The organism is Erythrobacter sp. SDW2, assembly GCF_021431965.1.
Lineage (GTDB): Bacteria > Pseudomonadota > Alphaproteobacteria > Sphingomonadales > Sphingomonadaceae > Parerythrobacter.
The window spans coordinates 1,954,206-1,973,064 of sequence record NZ_CP090370.1 but is presented as its reverse complement, the minus strand read 5'-3'; the positions used below and the strand labels follow the sequence as shown (position 1 = coordinate 1,973,064).

Here is an 18,859-nt window from a genome sequence, read left to right as displayed (position 1 = left end):
CATACGCGATTGCCCCCTGCCCGATCGGGAAGGGGGTGCGGTGAAGTGTTGCAGGGTGCGTTAGCGGGGGTTTGCGCGGTGCGCTACCCCGCCGAAAGGTCAGCGCGGGATATCGACGTAATCGAGCTTGCGCATCAGCTCCATCTGATCGCCGGCGATGTGCTCGGGGATCGGCTGTGTGCCCAAGGCCCAAGCCATGATGTCGACATCGTCTACATCCAGCAGCATTTCAAACCAGGCCAGCCCGGCCTCGTCCCAGCTCGCGGAATAGCGGTCGAAGTATCCGCCGATCATAAAATCGGCCTCGCGCGTTCCGCGGTGCCAGCCGCGGAATTTGGCGCGGGCGAGACGGGTGGCGAAGTCGGGTGCGTCGGGCATCAGCGGGCGGGTAGGGCACTCGCATTGGCGGCGCAAGCGGGTATAGGAATGACATGCGCCCGGAGATCCTCAACCCGCTGTTTGCCGAGGTCGATACGCTCGAAGGCGTCGGGCCGAAGCTCAAGAAGCCGCTCGACAGACTGGGCCTGACGCGGGTGCGCGATGTCGCCTATCACCTGCCCGAACGCTTCGTCACCCGTCGGTCGGTGCAGAACCTCGACGAGGCGGGCGAGGGCGAGCAGATCGTCCTCGCGCTTACCCCGATCGAGCACCGGGCTCCGCGATCGGGCCGCGGGCCGCACCGTGTGCTGGCGCAGGATTCGATCGGCAACGTCTGCGCGTTGACCTATTTCGGACGCGCGGCCTACTCCGCCAAGAAACTGCTGCCGGTGGGCGAGCGGCGCTGGGTCGCCGGCAAGCTGGAACGATACGGCGACATGCTTCAGATCGTCCATCCGGACCATGTGCTGGAAGAAGGTGGCGAGAGCCTGCAGCGCCTGTGCGAGCCGGTCTATGCCCTGTCCGAGGGGCTCACCCAGCCCAAGGTGGCGAGCCTCGTAGCGCAGGTGATGGCGCGGCTGCCCGAATTGCCCGAATGGATCGAGCCGGCGCAATTCGACAAGGCCGGGTGGCCGGCGTGGTCCGATGCGCTCAAGCTGGCGCACAAGGGCGAGCACACGGCGGCGCGCGACCGGCTCGCCTATGACGAGCTGCTCGCCAACAGCCTGGCGTTGATGCTGGTGCGGGCGGACAACCGCCAGCGGCGCGGGCGGGCGCTGGTCGGCGATGGCTCGCTCCGGGGCAAGCTGCAACTGCCCTTTCCGCTCACGGGTGCCCAGCAGCGCTCGATCCGGGAGATTGAAGGCGACGTGGCGCAGGAAGCGCCGATGCTGCGGCTGCTGCAAGGCGATGTCGGTGCGGGCAAAACCGTGGTGGCGCTGGAGGCGATGCTGGTCGCGGTCGAGGCCGGGGCGCAGGCTGCTCTACTCGCACCAACCGAGATACTTGCCCGGCAGCATTTCGAGACCCTGCGGGCCATGGCTCGTCCCACAGGGGCGGAGGTCGCACTGTTGACCGGTCGCGACAAGGGCCGGGCGCGGGAGAGCATCCTGATGGGGCTGCTCGACGGGTCGATCCATATCGTCGTCGGCACCCACGCGATCTTCCAGGACAGCGTCAATTATCGCGATCTGGGCCTCGTGGTGATCGACGAGCAGCACCGCTTCGGCGTCGCCCAGCGCCTGCAACTGGCGCGCAAGGGCAAGCACACACCGCACACGCTGGCGATGACCGCGACGCCGATCCCGCGCACGTTGACCCTCGCGCAATATGGCGAGATGGATGTCAGCAAGCTCGACGAAATGCCCCCCGGGCGGCAGGCGATCGATACGCGGGTCGTCGGGCAGGACCGCATCGCCGAAGTGGTCGAGGCCGTCGGGCGGCATATCGAGGGCGGGCAGCAGGCCTACTGGGTCTGTCCCATGGTCCATGACAGCGAGACCACCGACCTTGCCGCAGCCGAGGCGCGCCACGCGGCGCTGAGGGAGCGGTTCGGCGAAACGGTGGTGCTGGTCCATGGCCAGCTCGACCCGTCTGCGAAGGACCGGGCGATGGAACGCTTCGCCAGCGGTGAGGCGAAACTGCTGGTGGCAACCACGGTGATCGAAGTCGGGGTCGATGTCCCTGCTGCGACCCTGATGGTGATCGAGCAGGCCGAACGCTTCGGCTTGGCCCAGCTCCACCAGTTGCGCGGCCGGGTCGGGCGCGGCTCGGAGAAGTCCGTCTGCCTGCTGCTGCGCGGTGAGGCGCTGTCGGAGACTGGCCGCAAGCGGCTCGCCCTGATGCGGGAGACGCAGGACGGCTTCCGCATCGCCGAGGAAGACCTGGCCCTGCGCGGCGGCGGCGAATTGCTCGGCACGCGGCAATCGGGCGATACGCCATTCCGCGTCGCAAATCTCGAGCAGATCCAGCGATTGCTCCCTGTTGCGCACGACGACGCGCGCCTGCTGGTGGATCGCGACGGTGGACTTAGCTCTCTGCGCGGGGAGGCGGCTCGGGTGCTTCTCTACCTGTTCGAGCGAGACTGGGGCGTGCAGTTACTGCGCGGCGGCTAGGCGGGCCACCAGCGCCTGCGCCGCGCGCCATACGTCTTCCCAGGTGTACTCGAACTGCTCTTCGCCATCGTAATAGGGATCGGCCACCGCGGCACCTTCGCGGCCCGGCACCATGTCCATCAGCAATGAGACATGGGCCGTATGGCCATCCGGGGCGATCCGCCGGATATTGGCGAGATTGGAGTGATCCAGCGCGAGGATATGGCTGAACCGCGCGAAATCCGCTGCCTCGATCTGCCGCCCGCGATAGTGCGCGATATCGATCCCATATCGGGCAGCGGTGGCAATGCTACGCGGGTCAGGCGGTTCGCCGACATGATAGGCGGCGGTCCCGGCACTGTCGGTATGCGCCTCCAGCCCGGCCTCCGCCGCCGCCTTGCGGAAGGCCGCTTCGGCGAGAGGCGAACGGCAGATATTGCCGAGACAGACGAACAGGATGGCGGGTTTGTGGTTCATGCGGTCGCTTCCAGCACTTCCTCGACCACCTTGCGGATATTGACCACCGCCTTCAGCCTCGCGCCGAGCAGCGCGGTGCCGCTGACCTTTCGCTGGACGAACAGGGTTTCGGCGGGCGGAAGGTGCCAGCTCTGGCGGTCCTGCGCGATGGCCATGCCCTCGTCGCGCAGCAGCGGGACGAAGGAACGGTCGCCGAAGTCGAAATCGGTATCGCGGGCCATTTCGCCGACGATGATGGCGATCATGCGGCTGATCCGTTCCGGATGGCGGTCGATGACGTTCTGGTTGATGAACCCTGCGGCCAGCGCCTCGCGCCGCACGGCGTCGGGGTCCTGTTGCAAGCCCGCCATCAGCAGCTTGCGATAGGCCGTCCGGATCGACGGATCGACTTCGCGGGTCGCCCCGAAGTCAAGCAGCACCACCTTGCCGGTGCCGCGCTGGTAGCGGAAATTGGCGAAATTGGGGTCGGTCTGCATCACGCCGAATTCTAACAGCTCGCGTGCCACCAGGCGGATCAACCGCTCAAACACGTGGTTGCGCAGGTCCTGCGGCTTGCTCTCGAGGCTTTCGATCGGCGCGCCTTCCTCGAAACTCATGGCCAGGATACGGTCAGTGGTCAGCCCTTCGTTTAGCACCGGCACGACAAATTCGGGCCGGTCGGCCAGCCGCGCCTTGAACAGCCGCATCTGCTGTCCTTCACGGACATAATCGGCCTCCTCGTGGAGCTGCTCTTTCGCCGCCTTGAGCAGTTCCGCGTAATCCAGTTCCTTGGGCAGCAGGCCAGACACTTTGAGCAGTGTCGCGACATTGTCGACATCGCTGTCGATGCTCTGCGCGACACCGGGATATTGCACCTTGATCGCCAGCAGCTCGCCTTCGCGGGTCAGCGCGCGGTGGACCTGGCCGATGCTGGCGGCAGCGATAGGGCGAGGTTCGAAGCGGCGGAAGCGGTTGCGCCAGTCCTTGCCCCATTCGGTGGCCAGCACCTTGTCGAGCTGCTGCGGGGGCATGAAGTTCGCCTGGTCACGCAATGAACCCAGGATTTGCGAAAGTTCGTGCGGCAGCATATCGCCCGCATCCATGCTGATCATCTGCCCCAGTTTCATTGCCGCCCCGCGCAGATGCGCTAGCCTGTCGGTCAGGCGGCGGGCGTTGGCAGGGGTCAGCACCAGTTCTTCCAGCTTGGGCCGTTCTCCTGCGGCGAATCGCTTGGCTCCTTCGCCCAGCACGGAACCGGCCACTCCGCCGGCCAGCCTGCCAAAGCCGGCGAGCCTTGACAGCCGCCCGCTGGGAACCGCGCGGTGGCGCGAGGGGTTATCTTGGTCTGACATGTGGGTGGGCCGTTAGCAGGGATCGAACAGGAATGAACGACAAAACGGCGGAGCGGCAGTCCGTTCCGGCAGCGGCGCAGTGGCTCGGCTATGCCGGGCTGCTGCCGCAGATGATCGCCATCTTGCTGGTGGTGCAGGGCGGTTCGCTGTCGTGGATCGCGCTTGCCTCCAGCTATGCCTATGCCGCGCTGATCTTCAGCTTTCTGGGAGGTGTGTGGTGGGGGCAGGCCTTGAGCCACCCCGGAGCGCCGCGTTGGGCCTTTGCCGTGGCCGTGCTGCCGAGCTTGATCGGATTGGCGTTGTTCCTGCCCTGGACGTTTGGGTCGGAATGGCCGGGGCCGTCGTTGCTGTGGCTCGGTTTGATGCTCTGCCTCTCGCCCTTGGTGGATCGCCAGCTGGCCCTTGGTGGCAAGGAATGGATGACGCTGCGCTGGCGGCTTTCGCTGGGGCTGGGGGGCTTGAGCGTAGTGTTGGCGCTGTTGGCGATGGAGCAACGCTGAAGCGTGACGCCTCCCGCGCTTCGCTCGGGAGTTTTCACGCAAAACCGTCCCCCGGACGGTTTAGTCTAGTGAAAACTGGTCGGGGAGAGAGGATTCGAACCTCCGGCCCCTGCCTCCCGAAGACAGTGCTCTACCAGGCTGAGCTACTCCCCGACCGATGTCGTTCCCGCCGGGCCGAAGCCGCCGCGGGTCGAGGCAAGGCGCGCCCTATAGGTGTGGACGAGCGGGGTGGCAAGCGGGCAATTGCAGGGTATGGGACTTTACATGGCCAGTGCCTCGCTTCCCCTCGATTCTGCCACCGGAGCGCATCCGGAACAGCAATATCTCGATCTCATGCGCCACATCTGGGAGCATGGCAGCGAGCGGGTGGACCGGACCGGCGTCGGCACACGATCCGTCTTCGGGGCACAACTGCGATTCGACCTCGCGGGCGGGGCGATGCCGCTGCTCACCACCAAGCGGGTCTATTGGAAGACCGCCACGCGCGAGATGCTTTGGTTCCTAACCGGCGATACCAATATCCGCCCGCTGGTGCTGCAAGGGGTCAAGATCTGGAACGAGTGGCCGCACGCTCGCTATGTGCGCGAGACGGGCGATGACATCGCGCTGGACGATTTTGTCCAGCGGATCGCCGATGACGAGGCCTTCGCCATGCGCTGGGGCGATCTCGGCCCGGTCTATGGCAAGCAGTGGGTAGACTGGCCGACCTGGCGCTATCGCAAGGACGGGCTTTACGAGAAGGGCGAGGGGATCAACCAGGTCGCCGAGGTGGTCGAGAGCTTGCGCACCAACCCGGGGAGCCGCCGCCATATCATCGAAGGCTGGAACGTGGCCGAGCTCGACCGGATGGCGCTGCCGCCGTGCCACAAGACCTACCAGTTCCATGTCGCCGGAGACCGGCTCAACTGCCTGCTCTACCAGCGCAGCTGCGATGTCGCGCTGGGCCTGCCGTTCAACCTGTGGTCGGCGGCATTGCTCCAGCGGATGGTCGCGCAGCAGGTGGACCTTGAGCCCGGAGAGCTGGTGTGGATGGGCGGTGACACGCATCTCTACCTGAATCATGCGCATCTGATCACCGAACAGCTGGCGCGCGAACCGCGGGATCGGCCGCGGCTTGAAATAGTGCGCCGCGCGGACAGCATTTTCGACTACCAGATCGAGGATTTCGTGGTCGAAAATTACACACCGCACCCGCCGATCACGGCGCCTGTTGCGGTTTAGGCTCACGAAGGTCCATAAGCTTGACCACTTGCATCGTGCGCAATAAATGTGCGCGCAATTGTAAGAATGCATCTGCCGTCTCTGATCCCCGGGGGCGCCAGTTGGGAGAGCGCGATATGGCCGACCGGCCCGCAGGGCAGAACAAGCCCGCCCTCGAACTGCATGTGCCCGAGCCGAGATATCGGCCCGGCGACAAGGCCGATTTTTCCTATCTCGATATCCCGCCGGCAGGGGCGCAGCCACGTCCCGACGAGGCCTGCGACCCGCGCGAGACGACGCCGCTGGTGCATGACCTGATCCGTGTGCTGGGCGACGATGACAGGGCGCATGGCCCCTGGGACCCCAAGCTCGATCCGGAAACGCTGCGCATCATGTTGCGGCATTTCTCCATGGTCCGCGCCTTCGACGAGCGCATGTTTCGCGGCCAGCGGCAAGGCAAAACCAGCTTCTACATGAAGTGTACCGGTGAAGAGGCGACCAGCGTCTCGGCCGCCATGGCGCTTGCGGCCGACGATATGGTGTTTCCCAGCTATCGCCAGCAGGGAATATTGATCGCGCGCGGCTATCCGCTGGTCGAGATGATCAACCAGATCTACTCCAACAAGGCGGACAAGCTGAAGGGCCGCCAGCTGCCGATCATGTATTCGAGCCGCGAACACAACTTCTTCTCGATCTCGGGCAATCTCGCCACGCAACTGCCGCAGGCGGTGGGCTGGGCGATGGCCAGCGCCTCTAAGAACGACAGCCGCATTGCTGCGACCTGGGTGGGCGAGGGCTCGACGGCGGAGGGCGATTTCCACGCGGCCTGCACCTTTGCCACCGTCTACAACGCACCGGTGATCTTCAACGTCGTCAACAACCAGTGGGCGATTTCCAGCTTCTCGGGCTTTGCAGGGGCGGAACGGACCACCTTCGCCGCGCGCGGCCTTGGCTATGGCATTGCGTCGCTACGGGTCGATGGCAACGATCCGCTGGCGGTCTATGCCGCCGAGCAATGGGCCGCAAACCGCGCCCGTGCCAACAAGGGCCCAACCTTGATCGAGCATTTCACCTACCGCGCCGAGGGTCATTCCACCTCGGACGATCCCAGCGCCTATCGCAGCGCTCAGGAACGGGAGGAATGGCCGCTGGGCGACCCGATCAACCGGCTGAAGAAGCACCTCATCGCCATCGGCGAATGGGACGAGGAACGGCATTCGGCGATGGATCTCGAGGCCGCAGAACACGTCAAGGCGACAACCAAGGAAGCCGAAAAGAACGGCATCCTCGGCCATGGCCTGCACCAGCCGTTCCGCACCATGTTCCAGGATGTCTACGAGGACCTGCCCTGGCATCTGGAGGAGCAGGCGGCGCAGGCTCGCCGCGAGCGCGAGATAAAATGGCCCGGAGAGGAACCCTGGGCATGAGCAGCGAAGTGAAAGAGCCGGCCGCGGCAGAAGCGGGCACCGCCAACGAGACTGGGCGTCGTCTCAACATGATCGAGGCGATCAACGACGCGCTCGACATCATGCTCGAACGCGATCCCGACGTCATCATCATGGGCGAAGACGTGGGCTACTTCGGCGGCGTGTTCCGTGCCACGGCTCACTTGCAAGAGAAATACGGCAAGAACCGCGTGTTCGACACGCCGATATCCGAGTGCGGGATCATCGGTGCGGCGGTGGGGATGGGGGCCTATGGCCTGCGTCCGGTGCCTGAGATCCAGTTCGCCGATTACATCTATCCGGGGCTCGACCAGTTGATCTCCGAGGCGGCGCGGCTGCGCTATCGTTCGGCCTGCGATTACATTGCACCGATGACGGTGCGCTCGCCGTTTGGCGGGGGCATCTTCGGTGGCCAGACCCACAGCCAGAGCCCGGAGGCACTGTTCACCCATGTCGCGGGCCTCAAGACGGTGATCCCTTCGACGCCCTACGATGCCAAGGGGCTCCTGATCAGCTGCATCGAAGACGACGATCCGGTGATCTTCTTCGAGCCCAAGCGGATCTACAACGGGCCGTTCTCCGGCTATTACGACAAGCCGGTCGAGCCTTGGAAAAAGCACAAGGATTCGGTGGTTCCCGAGGGCTACTACAAGGTCCCGCTGGGCAAAGCGCGGGTGGTGACCGAGGGCGAGACGCTGACCGTGCTGGCCTATGGCACCATGGTCCATGTCGCCGAGGCGGTGTGCCGCGAGAAGGGCGTCGATGCCGAGATCCTCGACCTGAGGACGCTCGTGCCGCTCGATATCGAGGCGATCGAGGCATCGGTGAAGAAGACCGGCAAGTGCATGATCGTGCACGAGGCGACCCGCACCTCCGGCTTCGGTGCGGAACTCTCCGCACTGGTTCAGGAACGCTGCTTCTACCACCTCGAAGCTCCGATCGAACGCGTCACCGGCTTCGACACACCCTATCCGCACAGCCTCGAATGGGCCTATTTCCCCGGCCCCGTTCGTCTCGGCGAAGCGATTGACCGACTTTTGAAGGACTGACCCGATGGCCAAGTTCACATTCAACATGCCCGACGTGGGCGAAGGCGTTGCCGAGGCGGAAGTCGTCGAATGGCATGTCAAGGTCGGAGACCGGGTCGAGGAAGACCAGCACCTGGTCGACGTGATGACCGACAAGGCGACGATCGATATCGAGAGCCCGGTTGCGGGTACGGTGACCGAGATTGCCGGCGAGCCGGGCGATGTGGTTTCGGTCGGTGCGATGCTGCTGGTGATCGAGGTTGAAGGTGAGGCTGAAGAGCCCGTCGAGGCTGCTCCGGCACCGAAGCCTGAAGTCGTCGAAAAACGGATCGAAGTCGAGACGCCCGACGCGAGCGATGGCGACGATGCGGTGGCCGCCAATCCCGAGCCCGCTCCGCCTCAGCCGGTTACCCCTGCTCCCTCTCCCAGGGTCGAAGCGAAGGTGCTTGCATCGCCCGCCGTTCGCGCTCGCGCGATAGATCTCGGCATCGATCTCGCGCAAGTGAAACCGGCCGAGGATGGCCGTATTCGCCACGCTGATCTCGACGCCTTCCTGTCCTATACCAGCGGCTTCTCCGCAGCTGCGCCGACGCGCAATGACGAGGAGATCAAGGTCATCGGCATGCGCCGCCGCATCGCCGAGAACATGGCGGCTTCGAAGCGCCACATCCCGCATTTCTCTTATGTCGAGGAATGCGACGTGACCGATCTCGAGACCATTCGCGCGCAGCTCAATGCAAAGCGCGCAGACCGGCCCAAGCTGACGATCCTGCCGCTGCTGATCACCGCGATCTGCAAGACGCTCCCCGAGTTTCCCATGATCAACGCCCGCTACGACGACGAAGCGGGTGTGATAACCCGTAGCGGCGCAGTGCACCTCGGCATGGCGACACAGACCGATGCCGGGCTGATGGTCCCGGTGATCCGCAATGCCGAGGCGAAGAACCTGTGGCAGCTGGCGAATGAAATTGCGCGCCTCGCCGAAGCAGCACGAACGGGCAAGGCCAAGTCCGATGAACTGTCGGGCGGCACGCTGACGGTAACCTCGCTCGGCCCGCTGGGCGGCGTGGCGACCACGCCGGTCATCAACCGGCCCGAAGTCGCGATCATCGGCCCCAACCGCATCATCGAACGCCCGATGTTTGTCCCCGACGGCGCCAATGGTTTGGGGGCAGGCGAGCGGATCGAGAAGCGCAAGCTGATGAACATCTCGATCAGCTGCGACCACCGCGTGGTCGATGGCTACGATGCGGCGAGCTTCGTGCAGGCACTTAAGCGACTGCTGGAAACTCCGGCGCTGATTCTCGCTGGCTGATGTGATATACCTCTCCGCATGGAGAGGGACCCGCGCATCGACGCCTATATCGACAAGGCCGCGCCCTTTGCGCAGCCGATCCTCACGCGCCTGCGCGAGTTAGCGCATGAGGCGCTGCCCGAGGGCACAGAGGACATCAAATGGGGCATGCCGCACTTCCTTGTCGGCGGGAAGAATGTCGCCGGTATATCGGCCTTCAAGGCGCATTGTGCCTTGGTCATCCATGGCGATGGACGCCAGGCTGCAAAGGGGAATGGGGGGATGGGAGGATATGGCAAGATTGCCAGCCTCGAAGAGATCCCGCCTGAGTTAAAGGTTATCGCAGCGATTCACGCTGCTCGGGATCGCGTGGCCAAGCACGGCAGCGCGACCAAGGGAAGCGGCGCGCCAAAGCCCAAGCCGGAGATCCCGATGCCGGACTATTTCGCGGTAGCACTGGAAGGCAAGCCCGAGGCGAAAGCATCCTTTGCCCGGCTCGCTCCATCACACCGCCGGGAATATCTCGAATGGATCACCGAGGCGAAGCGTGAGGAAACCCGCGCCAAGCGGATAGCGTCCACGCTCGAATGGCTGGCCGAAGGCAAGAAGCGGAACTGGAAGTATGAAAATTGCTGATCAGCGCACGATAGCGCTGTAGCTTAACATGCCCTTGCCGCGCAGGGCTTCTTCGCGGCTGACCTGCCAGCGCAAATGAGTGACCTCTTCCGGCGAGGCTCGACGCGCCCCGATGCGCATCTCCGTGAGCTGACCCCAACTGTTCCCACCATCAATGGAGACCTGTGCGTCCCGGCCGCCGCTGCGCTTGAAGGCGAGATCCCGAGGAACCGGGCTGGACACGGTAAAGCTGTCGCTCTGCCCGGATGCACTCCAAGTGAGCATAAGGACCACCGAATCGCCTTTGCGAAGCGTGGTCGCAGGTTCGAGCGCGCGCACCACGCGGTCGCCCTGTCGTTCGGCGCGTTCGATATAGACCGACTTCCGGATATCGATGGCCGACTGCGCGGCCATGGCTCCGGTGGCGAGGCAGGCAAGGGCGGCAGTCAATACAAACTTGCGCATGGCAGGAATCCCCCCGTTGCCAGCAGATTGCGTTGAACAGGGAGGTGCCTGGAAGAGGCGAAAATATGGTTAACGCGGTTGTATGTTTCCCGCCCGCGAAATTTGCGTTCAAGGGTTATTGACAGCCTCGGGAGCCTGCCCTAGTTGCGCCGCTCCCACGCAGGAACGCAGCGATTGCGCCAGTGGTTTGCGGGGGTGTAGCTCAGTTGGTTAGAGCGCCGGCCTGTCACGCCGGAGGTCGCGGGTTCAAGTCCCGTCACTCTCGCCACTTCCCTCCCGGGAAGTCGCGTTTCGCCCTTCCCAAGGCAATTTTTGTTTGAGCTTTGTCTCGCTAACGGCAAGGGTCCGTTGCAAGCGAAAACCTGTGGGGAGAGAACCAGCATGAAAACCGCCATCACCGAAATGTTCGGCATCGAGCATCCCATCATCCAGGGCGGCATGCACTATGTCGGCTTTGCCGAGATGGCTGCGGCGGTTTCCAATGCCGGCGGTCTCGGCATCATCACCGGGCTGACCCAGGGCACCCCGGAAAAGCTCTCCAACGAAATCGCCAAGTGCCGCGACATGACGGACAAGCCCTTTGGCGTGAACCTGACCTTCCTGCCTTCGCTGACGCCGCCGGACTATCCGGGGCTGGTCAAGGCCATCATCGATGGCGGTGTGAAGGTCGTCGAAACCGCCGGGCGCAACCCGGTGCAGGTGATGCCCGCGCTCAAGGATGCCGGGGTCAAGGTGATCCACAAATGCACCAGCGTGCGCCACAGCCTCAAGGCGCAGGAAATCGGCTGCGATGCGGTTTCGGTCGATGGCTTCGAGTGCGGCGGTCACCCGGGTGAGGACGACATCCCGAATTTTATCCTGCTCCCGCGCGCGGCGGACGAGCTGGAAATCCCGTTCGTTTCGAGCGGCGGCATGGCCGACGGGCGCAGCCTCATTGCGTCGCTCGCCATGGGCGCGGCAGGGATGAACATGGGCACGCGCTTCATCGCCACCAAGGAAGCCCCGGTGCATGATAATGTGAAGCAGGCCATTGTCGCCGCCAGCGAGCTCGACACCCGCCTGGTGATGCGCCCGCTGCGCAACACCGAGCGCGTGATGACCAATGAAGCGGTCGAGCGCCTGCTCGAGAAAGAGAAGGCGCTGGGCGACAAGCTGAAGTTCGAGGACATCATCGGCGAAGTCGCCGGGGTCTATCCGCGCATCATGATGGATGGCGACATGGATGCCGGCGCATGGAGCTGCGGCATGGTCGCCGGTCTCATCCACGATATCCCGACCTGCAAGGAACTGATCGACCGGATCATGCAGGAGGCAGAGGAAATCCTCGCCCGTATGAACAGGCTGCAAGCGGCCTGATTATTGGCGCGAGGCGAGCCGCTCCAGGTTCGCCTCGTGCTCTTCCTTGGTGATGCGATAGCGGCTGATGCAGAACAGCATCGCCAGCCACAGCACCCACAGGCTCGGTGCATAGGCCGCGCCCAGCCACCACAGCGTATCGGCGCGGACGGTCGATGGATCCGCCCCTTGCGGGAAGGAGATGGCGGTCAGGATCAGGCCGCCCGTAAACGATCCCAGGCCGACGGTGCATTTGCGGGTGAAGGTGACCGCCGCGTAGAACACGCCTTCCGACCGTCTTCCTGTGCGTAGCTCGCTGCTTTCGACGAGGTCGGCGATCATCGAATAGAGGATCGCCTGCAAGGCGATGATGAGCGACAGGTCGAGCGTATTGATCGCCGCCACCAGCGGAAACAGGATCGGATCGCCGTTTTCAGGCATCAGACCCATCAGGCGCAGGATGACCGGGGCGGGCGCAACGGTGAACGCGACGATGCCCAGGACTATGACGGCCTTCTTCTTGCCGAATCGCTTGCCGATGGCAGGCGCGATGGCAAAGGCGATGAGAGCGGAGAAAAAGACCAGCGCGGTCCAGATGAACTGCTGTTCCGACGAAAAGCCCCAGAAATAGCTGAGCATCACGAACGCCAGCGCGGCCGAAAGGCCTGTCGCCACCGAACCCATCACGGTCGCCCAGAACAGGGCCAGGAAGCTGCTTTCTCGCAAGGTTTCGAACATCTCCCCGAACAGCCGGCGGAGCGAGAACTGCTGCTTTGCCGGAGGCTGGCGCAGGTTCGGGATGTGCCGGTGGGTGGCGAGCGCTGAAACGACGATCGCAGTGAAGATCAGGGCCGAGGCGATGATGCCATAGGATGCATAGCCGTCGCGGTTGAGGATGCCGTGCGAATACTGCGCTGTCGGCACCAGCAGTGCGCCGAACATCAGCACGGTCATGGCATTGCCGCCGACCCAGCCGAACATGATGCGAAACGTCTGGAGGCTGGTGCGTTCCTCGTAGTCCGCCGTAAGTTCTGGCAAGAGCGCCGAGCTGGGCGTTTCGTAGAAAGTGATGAAAGTGCGGATCAGCACCGCCAGGCCAAGCAGAAAAACGAACAGCTCGCCTTGGCTGAGTCCCTCGGGTGGGTTCCACAGCAGATAGTAGGTTGCCGCGACCGGTATGGCCGAAGCATACATGAAGGGATGTCGGCGGCCCCAGCGGGAATGGAGGTTGTCCGACCAATAGCCGACGAGCGGATCGCTGATCGCATCCAGCACCAGAGCAATTAGGATGGCGAGACCGACAAGACCCGGTTCCAGCCCTACAACCGTGCCGTAGAACAGTAGCAGGAAGTAGTTAAAGCCACCGTCCTTGACCCCGAACGCCACGCTACCGAAGCCATAGGCGAGCTTGGTACCGAGACCGAGACGGGTTCCCTGGCGAGCGACGTCGCCCGCAACGGACGTAGATGATGATGTGGCCAGCGTTTCTCTCCTGAAGGGGAAGCTAGCCACTCGTTACGCCGCGTCAATCATTTGCTGCTGCCGCTCTCCATCCACAGCAGGAAACGTTTGAGGGGAAGCAGCCATACAAGGCCAAGGATGAGATAGACGACGGTCTGGAACGCCGCATGCCATCCACCGATCAGCTCCGGCACATAGCGTGCGATCACCAGCGCATAGGCCGTGAGCGCGATGATCAGAAGTAGTACCCCGAAGGGTATTCGCCAGGTCGGTTCGGTTCTCATGCAAAGGGTCCGTACAAGCGGGTTGGCGTTACGATGGCATCCAGGTACTGGTCGTGCGGCTCCAGTGGCAATGTCTCGACCTGTTGTACATCCCAGGCAAGACCGACCTTGGTCCGGTCCGGATGAGCTTCGAGCCAGCGATCATAGTGGCCACCCCCTTGGCCAAGACGATGGCCGTCGGCAGTGAACCCTACCAGCGGGATGAACACGACGTCAGGAACCAGCTTTCTGGCAGCGGCGGACGGTTGCATCAGTTGGAAGGGGCCGTCCAGAAGGTCGCTCTCGGTGAAGGGATCGGTATAGGCGGCGAATGTCATCTCGCTTCGCTCCGTGGCAAACCGTGGCAGGGCCAGGGTGTGCCCGCGTTCGAAGAAAAACTTGGCGTAGGAAGCCGTTGGTGCTTCGTGCGACGTCGCGTGATACAGGCCGATCACAGCTCCATCGGGGATGATGTCGAGCAGCGGTGCAGGAGGACGATTGAACAGCAGCGACCGGATCGCAGGCGGTTGACCCGCGACGTGCTCGCGGCGGATCTTGCGGAGTCGCTTCCTCAGTTCAGCCTTATCCAACACCGTTCGTCCTGAGCTTGTCGAAGGGCCGCTCGTCCTTCGTGATAAGTTGAGTGGAAAAAGTGCGGGGCTTCGACAGGCTCAGCCTGAACGGATCTACGGCACTTCATCAAAATTGTGTGGCGGAACCACCATGGGTCGTTTGCCAGTGAAATCCTCTGACGCCTAACGTCAGGTGGGCGCCGTTTACCCGAGTCCCCGGGACGAACCCGTTAACCCAGGCAGGGACAGCTCCCATGGATTGCTTATAGCCTCAGGGATATTCGTTCGGCTCGTGCCGGGCAGTCCCGCCACTGCCTATCTAGGATGCGGCGCCCTTACCCTCAAGCTTGCTGGCACAATTTTCGAGCAGTTCGGCGAATCGTTCCAGCGCTGGAACCAATTCGGGGTCGATTGCCGACGAGGCGGGATCGAAGAAGGCTTGCTGGCCTGACGCAGCCGCAGGGGCTTCGGCCAACTGCTGCTCGAGTGCGTCACGCTCCCGCCTTGCCGAGGCAAGTTCGCCTTGCAGCCGCGTTTTCTCCGTGTCTGCCTCCATGACGGCAATCTTGAACCGCTCATTGTCGGCGATGAGATCATTGTATTTGTTGGATTCCTGTTGGATCGAGGATTGCAAATTGCTGAGCTCCTCCTCCAGTTCGGCAATCCGGCGCTTTAATTTGTCAGTCTGGCCGACTGCCATGTCCGCCTCGCGCTTGAGGTCGGAAGCTCCATCAACCGCAGCCTGCGCCTCTTGCTTCGCTTGGGCCGAGGCGAGTTGCGAGCGATGCAACTCGTCGGCCAGTTGCAGTGTAGCGAACAGCAGATTCTGCGAGTAGCGCGGAGTAAGCTGCTGGAATTTCGCATCAATTTGCGAAGCTAGATGATGCACATGATCTTCCTGGCCCGGCTGCACAGCGATGGCGAAGGTGCGCCCGCCGATATTGAGCTGGAGCGTGTTCATCCCTCGAGCTTCCCGATTATCTCGTCGAGCCGCTCTAGTTCGGCAAGCACGGCTTCGCGCAGGGTTTCATGGCGCGTCACCAACTGGAGGACGTTGGGCGGCACAGCCGCCGGGGCTCCTTGCATCGGTGGGACTGTGGGCGGTCCTTTATCGGCGATGGCGGAAATGCGAGCCAGTGCCTGCTCGATCCGCTGCACAGCCGTTTCGATGCGTTCCCCTTCCATGGCGAGTGATTTATCGCCTTTATCGTGCAGAGGCAAAGCCTTGGGCGGGCCTGTTGATAAGTCGGGCGAAGCGTGCGGTCAGTTGGCTATAGTGGACCCAACCCGCGCTGTCCTTGACCTCGGCAAACGCCTTTCGCAAAGGGTGCGCGCGAGCGAATCGGACCCTGCTTTCTATGCCGATTGCCACATTGCCGGAGCCACCTGCCCATGAGTCTCGATCCCGCACGCCTTGCCCCGATGGCCAACGCTATCCGGGCGCTTTCGATGGATGCGGTGCAGGCGGCTAATTCGGGCCACCCCGGGATGCCGATGGGGATGGCCGACGTCGCGACAGTGCTGTGGTCGCAGTATCTCAAGTTCGACCCGTCCGATCCGAAATGGGCGGACCGGGACCGCTTCGTCCTGAGCGCGGGCCACGGCTCGATGCTGATCTACAGCCTGCTGCATCTGACCGGCTATGCCCAGCCAACGATGGACGATATCCGCAACTTCCGCCAGCTCGGCAGTCCCTGTGCCGGGCACCCGGAAAACTTCCTTCTCGATGGTGTAGAATGCACCACCGGCCCGCTGGGTCAGGGTCTGGCCATGGCAGTCGGCATGGCGATGGCCGAGCGGCACCTTAATGCAACCTTCGGTGACGACCTCGTCGATCACCGCACGTGGGTGATCGCGGGCGACGGCTGTCTGATGGAGGGTATCAACCACGAAGCGATCGGGCTTGCCGGGCACCACAAGCTTGGCCGCCTCAATGTGCTGTGGGACGACAATGCCATCACCATCGACGGCGCGACCGACCTTTCGACCAGCGAGAACATCCGCGCCCGCTATGAAGCGACCGGGTGGCATGTCGCCGAATGCGACGGGCATGATTTCGCCGATATCGCTCGCGCCATTGACGGAGCGATCGCCGATCCGCGCCCTTCGCTGATCGCCTGCAAAACGATCATCGGCAAGGGCGCGCCCAACAAGCAGGGCACCAGCGCCACCCACGGCGCGCCGCTCGGCCCCGACGAGATTGCTGCAGCTCGAGAAGTGCTGGGCTGGGAAGCAGAACCCTTCGTCATTCCTGAGGGTATCCTCGGCGAGTGGCATTCGATTGGCGATCGTGGTCGCGAAGCGCACGGTGCCTGGGCAACCAGGCTTGAGGCCAGCGATCTTAAGGCCGAGTTCCTCCGCCGAATGGCGGGTGAACTGCCCGCAAGCGCGGCGATGGACGACTACCTCGCCCAGTTGATCGCCAACCCGGTCAAGGTGGCGACCCGCAAGGCCAGCGAGATGGCGCTGGCCGAAATCAATCCGCGCGTGCCCGAAACCATCGGCGGCAGCGCCGATCTTACCGGGTCGAACAACACCAAGGCCGGTGGAATCGAACCCTTCATGGCCGACAATTACAGCGGGCGTTATCTCTACTGGGGCATCCGCGAGTTCGGCATGGCTGCGGCGATGAACGGCATGGCGCTGCACGGCGGGGTCATCCCCTACGGCGGCACCTTCCTGGTCTTCACCGACTATGCCCGCGGCGCTATCCGGCTTTCGGCGCTGCAGCAGTGCCGGGTGATCTACGTCATGACCCATGACAGTATCGGCCTCGGCGAAGACGGCCCGACCCATCAGCCGGTCGAGCATCTCGCATCTTTGCGGGCGATGCCGAATTTGCTCGTGATGCGCCCGGCTGATGCAATCGAAACTGCCGAATGCTGGGAAATCGCGCTCAAGCAGATGGACCGCCCGACCGTTCTCGCGCTGAGCCGCCAGAACCTGCCGCAGATGCGACTCCAGGCCGCGGACGAGAACCTCTCGGCCAAGGGCGCCTATCGCATCAAGAGCGCTGAGAACGCCCGCAAGGTCGTGCTCGTTTCGACCGGTTCCGAACTCCACATCGCCGCTGAATGTGCAGCGAAACTGGAAGAGCAGGGCATCGGGGCCGACGTCGTCTCGATGGTCAGTACCGAATTGTTCGACGAACAGGACCCCGCCTATCGTGCGGACATCCTTCCGGCCGATGTCCTCAAAGTTTCGGTCGAAGCAGCGGCCACCTATGGCTGGGACCGCTACGTCGGCGCGGACGGGATCAAGATCGGGCTCGACCGCTTCGGTGCCTCGGCTCCGGCAGAGGTTCTTTACGAGAAATTCGGTTTCACGGCGGACGCAATCGTCCCGCAGATTGTCAACAAGATCAAGGCGTAAGCAGGAGTTCTTCCATGACCACCAAGGTTGCCATCAACGGTTTCGGGCGCATTGGACGCCTCGTCGCGCGCGCTCTGCTGGAGCGGACCGACCATGATCTCGAGCTGGTCAGCATCAACGATCTCGCCGATACCAAGGCCAACGCGCTGCTGTTCGGTTTCGACAGCACCCATGGCCGCTTCCCGGGCACCGTGGACGTCGATGGCAACGACCTGATCGTCAACGGCAAGCGCATCCATGTGACCAGCGCGCGCAATCCGGGCGATCTGCCGCACAAGGACATGGGCATCGACCTGGTGATGGAATGCACCGGTTTCTTCCAGTCGGACGAAGCGGCCCGTCGGCATATCGCCGCCGGTGCCAAGCGCGTGGTGATCTCGGCTCCGGCAACGGGGGTTTCGAAGACCGTGGTGTATGGCGTCAACCATGACACGTTGACCGCCGACGATGACATCATCTCGAACGCCAGCTGCACCACCAACTGCCTCGCTCCGGTAGCCAAGGTGCTGCACGAGCTGGTGGGGATCGAGCGCGGTTTCATGACCACGATCCACAGCTACACCAACGACCAGCGCATCCTCGACCAGATGCACAGCGACATGCGCCGGGCGCGGGGCGGAGCGCAGAACATGATCCCGACCACTACCGGTGCAGCCCGTGCGGTCGGTCTCGTGCTGCCGGAACTCAAGGGCAAGCTCGACGGTTCGTCGGTCCGCGTTCCGACCCCCAATGTCAGCCTGATCGACCTGACCTTCGTCCCCGGTCGTGAGACGACCGCCGAAGAGCTCAACGCCGCGCTGAAGGCTGCCGCCGAAGGCCCGATGAAGGGCGTGCTAGACTATACCACGCAGCCGCTGGTGAGCAGCGACTTCAACCATCACCCGGCCAGCTCGACCGTCGACAGCCTCGAGACCGCTGTTCTTGAAGGTAAGCTCGCCCGAGTCGTCAGCTGGTATGACAACGAATGGGGCTTCTCCAACCGCATGATCGACACCTCGGGCGTGGTGGCGAGCTTCCTCTGAGGTGATCG

The 18,859-nt window shown here is 63.4% G+C and carries 19 protein-coding genes and 2 tRNA genes; 11 read left to right on the top strand and 10 right to left on the bottom strand.

Features of this window, described 5'->3' with window-relative positions:
- Positions 1-99: 99 nt before the first annotated feature.
- Positions 100-378, bottom strand: coding sequence for a succinate dehydrogenase assembly factor 2 (locus LY632_RS09645; RefSeq protein WP_234090927.1), 279 nt, complete (start codon positions 376-378; stop codon positions 100-102).
- A 53-nt stretch (positions 379-431) separates the two neighbouring features.
- Here LY632_RS09645 and recG point away from each other — a divergent pair, with 53 nt between their 5' ends.
- Positions 432-2,492: an ATP-dependent DNA helicase RecG gene (gene recG / locus LY632_RS09640; RefSeq protein WP_234090926.1), complete on the top strand. Its 2,061-nt coding sequence runs from the start codon at positions 432-434 to the stop codon at positions 2,490-2,492.
- Here the strand turns inward: recG and LY632_RS09635 are convergent.
- The gene (locus LY632_RS09635) at positions 2,475-2,948 is read right to left on the bottom strand and encodes a low molecular weight protein-tyrosine-phosphatase (RefSeq protein WP_234090925.1); all 474 of its coding nucleotides are present in this window, start codon (positions 2,946-2,948) and stop codon (positions 2,475-2,477) included. The two genes, recG and LY632_RS09635, sit on opposite strands and share 18 nt — an antisense overlap.
- Positions 2,945-4,279 (bottom strand): AarF/ABC1/UbiB kinase family protein, encoded by a 1,335-nt coding sequence (locus LY632_RS09630; protein ID WP_234090924.1) that lies wholly within the window; start codon positions 4,277-4,279, stop codon positions 2,945-2,947. Before LY632_RS09630 ends, LY632_RS09635 begins: the two co-directional genes overlap by 4 nt.
- A 32-nt stretch (positions 4,280-4,311) precedes the next feature.
- Between LY632_RS09630 and LY632_RS09625 the strand changes: the two genes are divergently transcribed.
- Entirely contained in the window at positions 4,312-4,779 is a 468-nt protein-coding gene (locus tag LY632_RS09625) for a DUF3429 domain-containing protein (protein WP_234090923.1), read from the top strand.
- Between the two features lie 76 nt (positions 4,780-4,855).
- Here LY632_RS09625 and LY632_RS09620 read toward each other — a convergent pair.
- Positions 4,856-4,932: transfer RNA gene (locus LY632_RS09620), tRNA-Pro, on the bottom strand.
- A 111-nt stretch (positions 4,933-5,043) separates the two neighbouring features.
- Between LY632_RS09620 and thyA the strand changes: the two genes are divergently transcribed.
- The 5 genes from thyA (at position 5,044) to LY632_RS09595 (ending at position 10,382) form a co-directional block, all read left to right on the top strand.
- Positions 5,044-6,000, top strand: coding sequence for a thymidylate synthase (gene thyA / locus LY632_RS09615; protein ID WP_234090922.1), 957 nt, complete (start codon positions 5,044-5,046; stop codon positions 5,998-6,000).
- Positions 6,001-6,116: 116 nt separating this feature from the next.
- Positions 6,117-7,406, top strand: a complete 1,290-nt coding sequence (locus tag LY632_RS09610) for a 3-methyl-2-oxobutanoate dehydrogenase (2-methylpropanoyl-transferring) subunit alpha (RefSeq protein WP_234090921.1) — start codon at positions 6,117-6,119, stop codon at positions 7,404-7,406.
- The gene (locus tag LY632_RS09605; protein WP_234090920.1) at positions 7,403-8,473 is read left to right on the top strand and encodes an alpha-ketoacid dehydrogenase subunit beta; all 1,071 of its coding nucleotides are present in this window, start codon (positions 7,403-7,405) and stop codon (positions 8,471-8,473) included. Before LY632_RS09610 ends, LY632_RS09605 begins: the two co-directional genes overlap by 4 nt.
- Positions 8,474-8,477: 4 nt before the next feature.
- Positions 8,478-9,767: a dihydrolipoamide acetyltransferase family protein gene (locus LY632_RS09600; protein ID WP_234090919.1), complete on the top strand. Its 1,290-nt coding sequence runs from the start codon at positions 8,478-8,480 to the stop codon at positions 9,765-9,767.
- An 18-nt stretch (positions 9,768-9,785) separates the two neighbouring features.
- A complete protein-coding gene (locus LY632_RS09595; protein WP_234090918.1) occupies positions 9,786-10,382 on the top strand; it encodes a YdeI family protein in 597 nt (198 codons plus the stop codon).
- Here the strand turns inward: LY632_RS09595 and LY632_RS09590 are convergent, their stop codons facing one another.
- On the bottom strand, positions 10,383-10,775 hold the full coding sequence (locus tag LY632_RS09590; protein ID WP_234090917.1) for a hypothetical protein: 393 nt from the start codon (positions 10,773-10,775) through the stop codon (positions 10,383-10,385).
- Between the two features lie 242 nt (positions 10,776-11,017).
- Between LY632_RS09590 and LY632_RS09585 the strand changes: the two genes are divergently transcribed.
- Together LY632_RS09585 and LY632_RS09580 are read left to right on the top strand one after the other, a co-directional pair.
- A tRNA-Asp gene (locus LY632_RS09585) sits at positions 11,018-11,094 on the top strand.
- Positions 11,095-11,207: 113 nt separating this feature from the next.
- Positions 11,208-12,182, top strand: coding sequence for a nitronate monooxygenase family protein (locus tag LY632_RS09580; protein ID WP_234090916.1), 975 nt, complete (start codon positions 11,208-11,210; stop codon positions 12,180-12,182).
- On the opposite strand, the gene LY632_RS09575 is transcribed toward LY632_RS09580, so the two are convergent.
- The 5 genes from LY632_RS09575 to LY632_RS09555 all read right to left on the bottom strand — a co-directional run bounded on the left by LY632_RS09575 (position 12,183) and on the right by LY632_RS09555 (position 15,642).
- Entirely contained in the window at positions 12,183-13,673 is a 1,491-nt protein-coding gene (locus LY632_RS09575; protein WP_234090915.1) for an MFS transporter, read from the bottom strand. It lies immediately after the preceding gene.
- Between the two features lie 17 nt (positions 13,674-13,690).
- The gene (locus LY632_RS09570; protein WP_234090914.1) at positions 13,691-13,906 is read right to left on the bottom strand and encodes a DUF2842 domain-containing protein; all 216 of its coding nucleotides are present in this window, start codon (positions 13,904-13,906) and stop codon (positions 13,691-13,693) included.
- Complete coding sequence (locus tag LY632_RS09565; protein ID WP_234090913.1) at positions 13,903-14,475, bottom strand: 5-formyltetrahydrofolate cyclo-ligase; 573 nt, start codon at positions 14,473-14,475, stop codon at positions 13,903-13,905. Before LY632_RS09565 ends, LY632_RS09570 begins: the two co-directional genes overlap by 4 nt.
- Before the next feature lie 301 nt (positions 14,476-14,776).
- Positions 14,777-15,418: a cell division protein ZapA gene (gene zapA / locus LY632_RS09560; RefSeq protein ID WP_234090912.1), complete on the bottom strand. Its 642-nt coding sequence runs from the start codon at positions 15,416-15,418 to the stop codon at positions 14,777-14,779.
- Complete coding sequence (locus LY632_RS09555) at positions 15,415-15,642, bottom strand: hypothetical protein (protein ID WP_234090911.1); 228 nt, start codon at positions 15,640-15,642, stop codon at positions 15,415-15,417. Before LY632_RS09555 ends, zapA begins: the two co-directional genes overlap by 4 nt.
- A 207-nt stretch (positions 15,643-15,849) precedes the next feature.
- Between LY632_RS09555 and tkt the strand changes: the two genes are divergently transcribed.
- Together tkt and gap are read left to right on the top strand one after the other, a co-directional pair.
- Positions 15,850-17,829 carry a transketolase gene (gene tkt, locus LY632_RS09550; protein WP_234090910.1) on the top strand — a complete coding sequence of 660 codons (1,980 nt, stop codon included), beginning with the start codon at positions 15,850-15,852 and terminating at the stop codon, positions 17,827-17,829.
- Positions 17,830-17,843: 14 nt separating this feature from the next.
- Positions 17,844-18,851, top strand: a complete 1,008-nt coding sequence (gene gap, locus LY632_RS09545) for a type I glyceraldehyde-3-phosphate dehydrogenase (RefSeq protein ID WP_234090909.1) — start codon at positions 17,844-17,846, stop codon at positions 18,849-18,851.
- The last annotated feature ends 8 nt before the right edge of the window (positions 18,852-18,859 follow it).

Coding starts and splice junctions, on each gene's coding strand:
- LY632_RS09645 (WP_234090927.1), bottom strand. CDS start 378: ATGCCCGACGCACCCGACTTCGCCACCCGTCTCGCCCGCGCCAAATTC.
- recG (WP_234090926.1), top strand. CDS start 432: ATGCGCCCGGAGATCCTCAACCCGCTGTTTGCCGAGGTCGATACGCTC.
- LY632_RS09635 (WP_234090925.1), bottom strand. CDS start 2,948: ATGAACCACAAACCCGCCATCCTGTTCGTCTGTCTCGGCAATATCTGC.
- LY632_RS09630 (WP_234090924.1), bottom strand. CDS start 4,279: ATGTCAGACCAAGATAACCCCTCGCGCCACCGCGCGGTTCCCAGCGGG.
- LY632_RS09625 (WP_234090923.1), top strand. CDS start 4,312: ATGAACGACAAAACGGCGGAGCGGCAGTCCGTTCCGGCAGCGGCGCAG.
- thyA (WP_234090922.1), top strand. CDS start 5,044: ATGGCCAGTGCCTCGCTTCCCCTCGATTCTGCCACCGGAGCGCATCCG.
- LY632_RS09610 (WP_234090921.1), top strand. CDS start 6,117: ATGGCCGACCGGCCCGCAGGGCAGAACAAGCCCGCCCTCGAACTGCAT.
- LY632_RS09605 (WP_234090920.1), top strand. CDS start 7,403: ATGAGCAGCGAAGTGAAAGAGCCGGCCGCGGCAGAAGCGGGCACCGCC.
- LY632_RS09600 (WP_234090919.1), top strand. CDS start 8,478: ATGGCCAAGTTCACATTCAACATGCCCGACGTGGGCGAAGGCGTTGCC.
- LY632_RS09595 (WP_234090918.1), top strand. CDS start 9,786: ATGGAGAGGGACCCGCGCATCGACGCCTATATCGACAAGGCCGCGCCC.
- LY632_RS09590 (WP_234090917.1), bottom strand. CDS start 10,775: ATGGCCGCGCAGTCGGCCATCGATATCCGGAAGTCGGTCTATATCGAA.
- LY632_RS09580 (WP_234090916.1), top strand. CDS start 11,208: ATGAAAACCGCCATCACCGAAATGTTCGGCATCGAGCATCCCATCATC.
- LY632_RS09570 (WP_234090914.1), bottom strand. CDS start 13,906: ATGAGAACCGAACCGACCTGGCGAATACCCTTCGGGGTACTACTTCTG.
- zapA (WP_234090912.1), bottom strand. CDS start 15,418: ATGAACACGCTCCAGCTCAATATCGGCGGGCGCACCTTCGCCATCGCT.
- LY632_RS09555 (WP_234090911.1), bottom strand. CDS start 15,642: ATGGAAGGGGAACGCATCGAAACGGCTGTGCAGCGGATCGAGCAGGCA.
- tkt (WP_234090910.1), top strand. CDS start 15,850: ATGAGTCTCGATCCCGCACGCCTTGCCCCGATGGCCAACGCTATCCGG.
- gap (WP_234090909.1), top strand. CDS start 17,844: ATGACCACCAAGGTTGCCATCAACGGTTTCGGGCGCATTGGACGCCTC.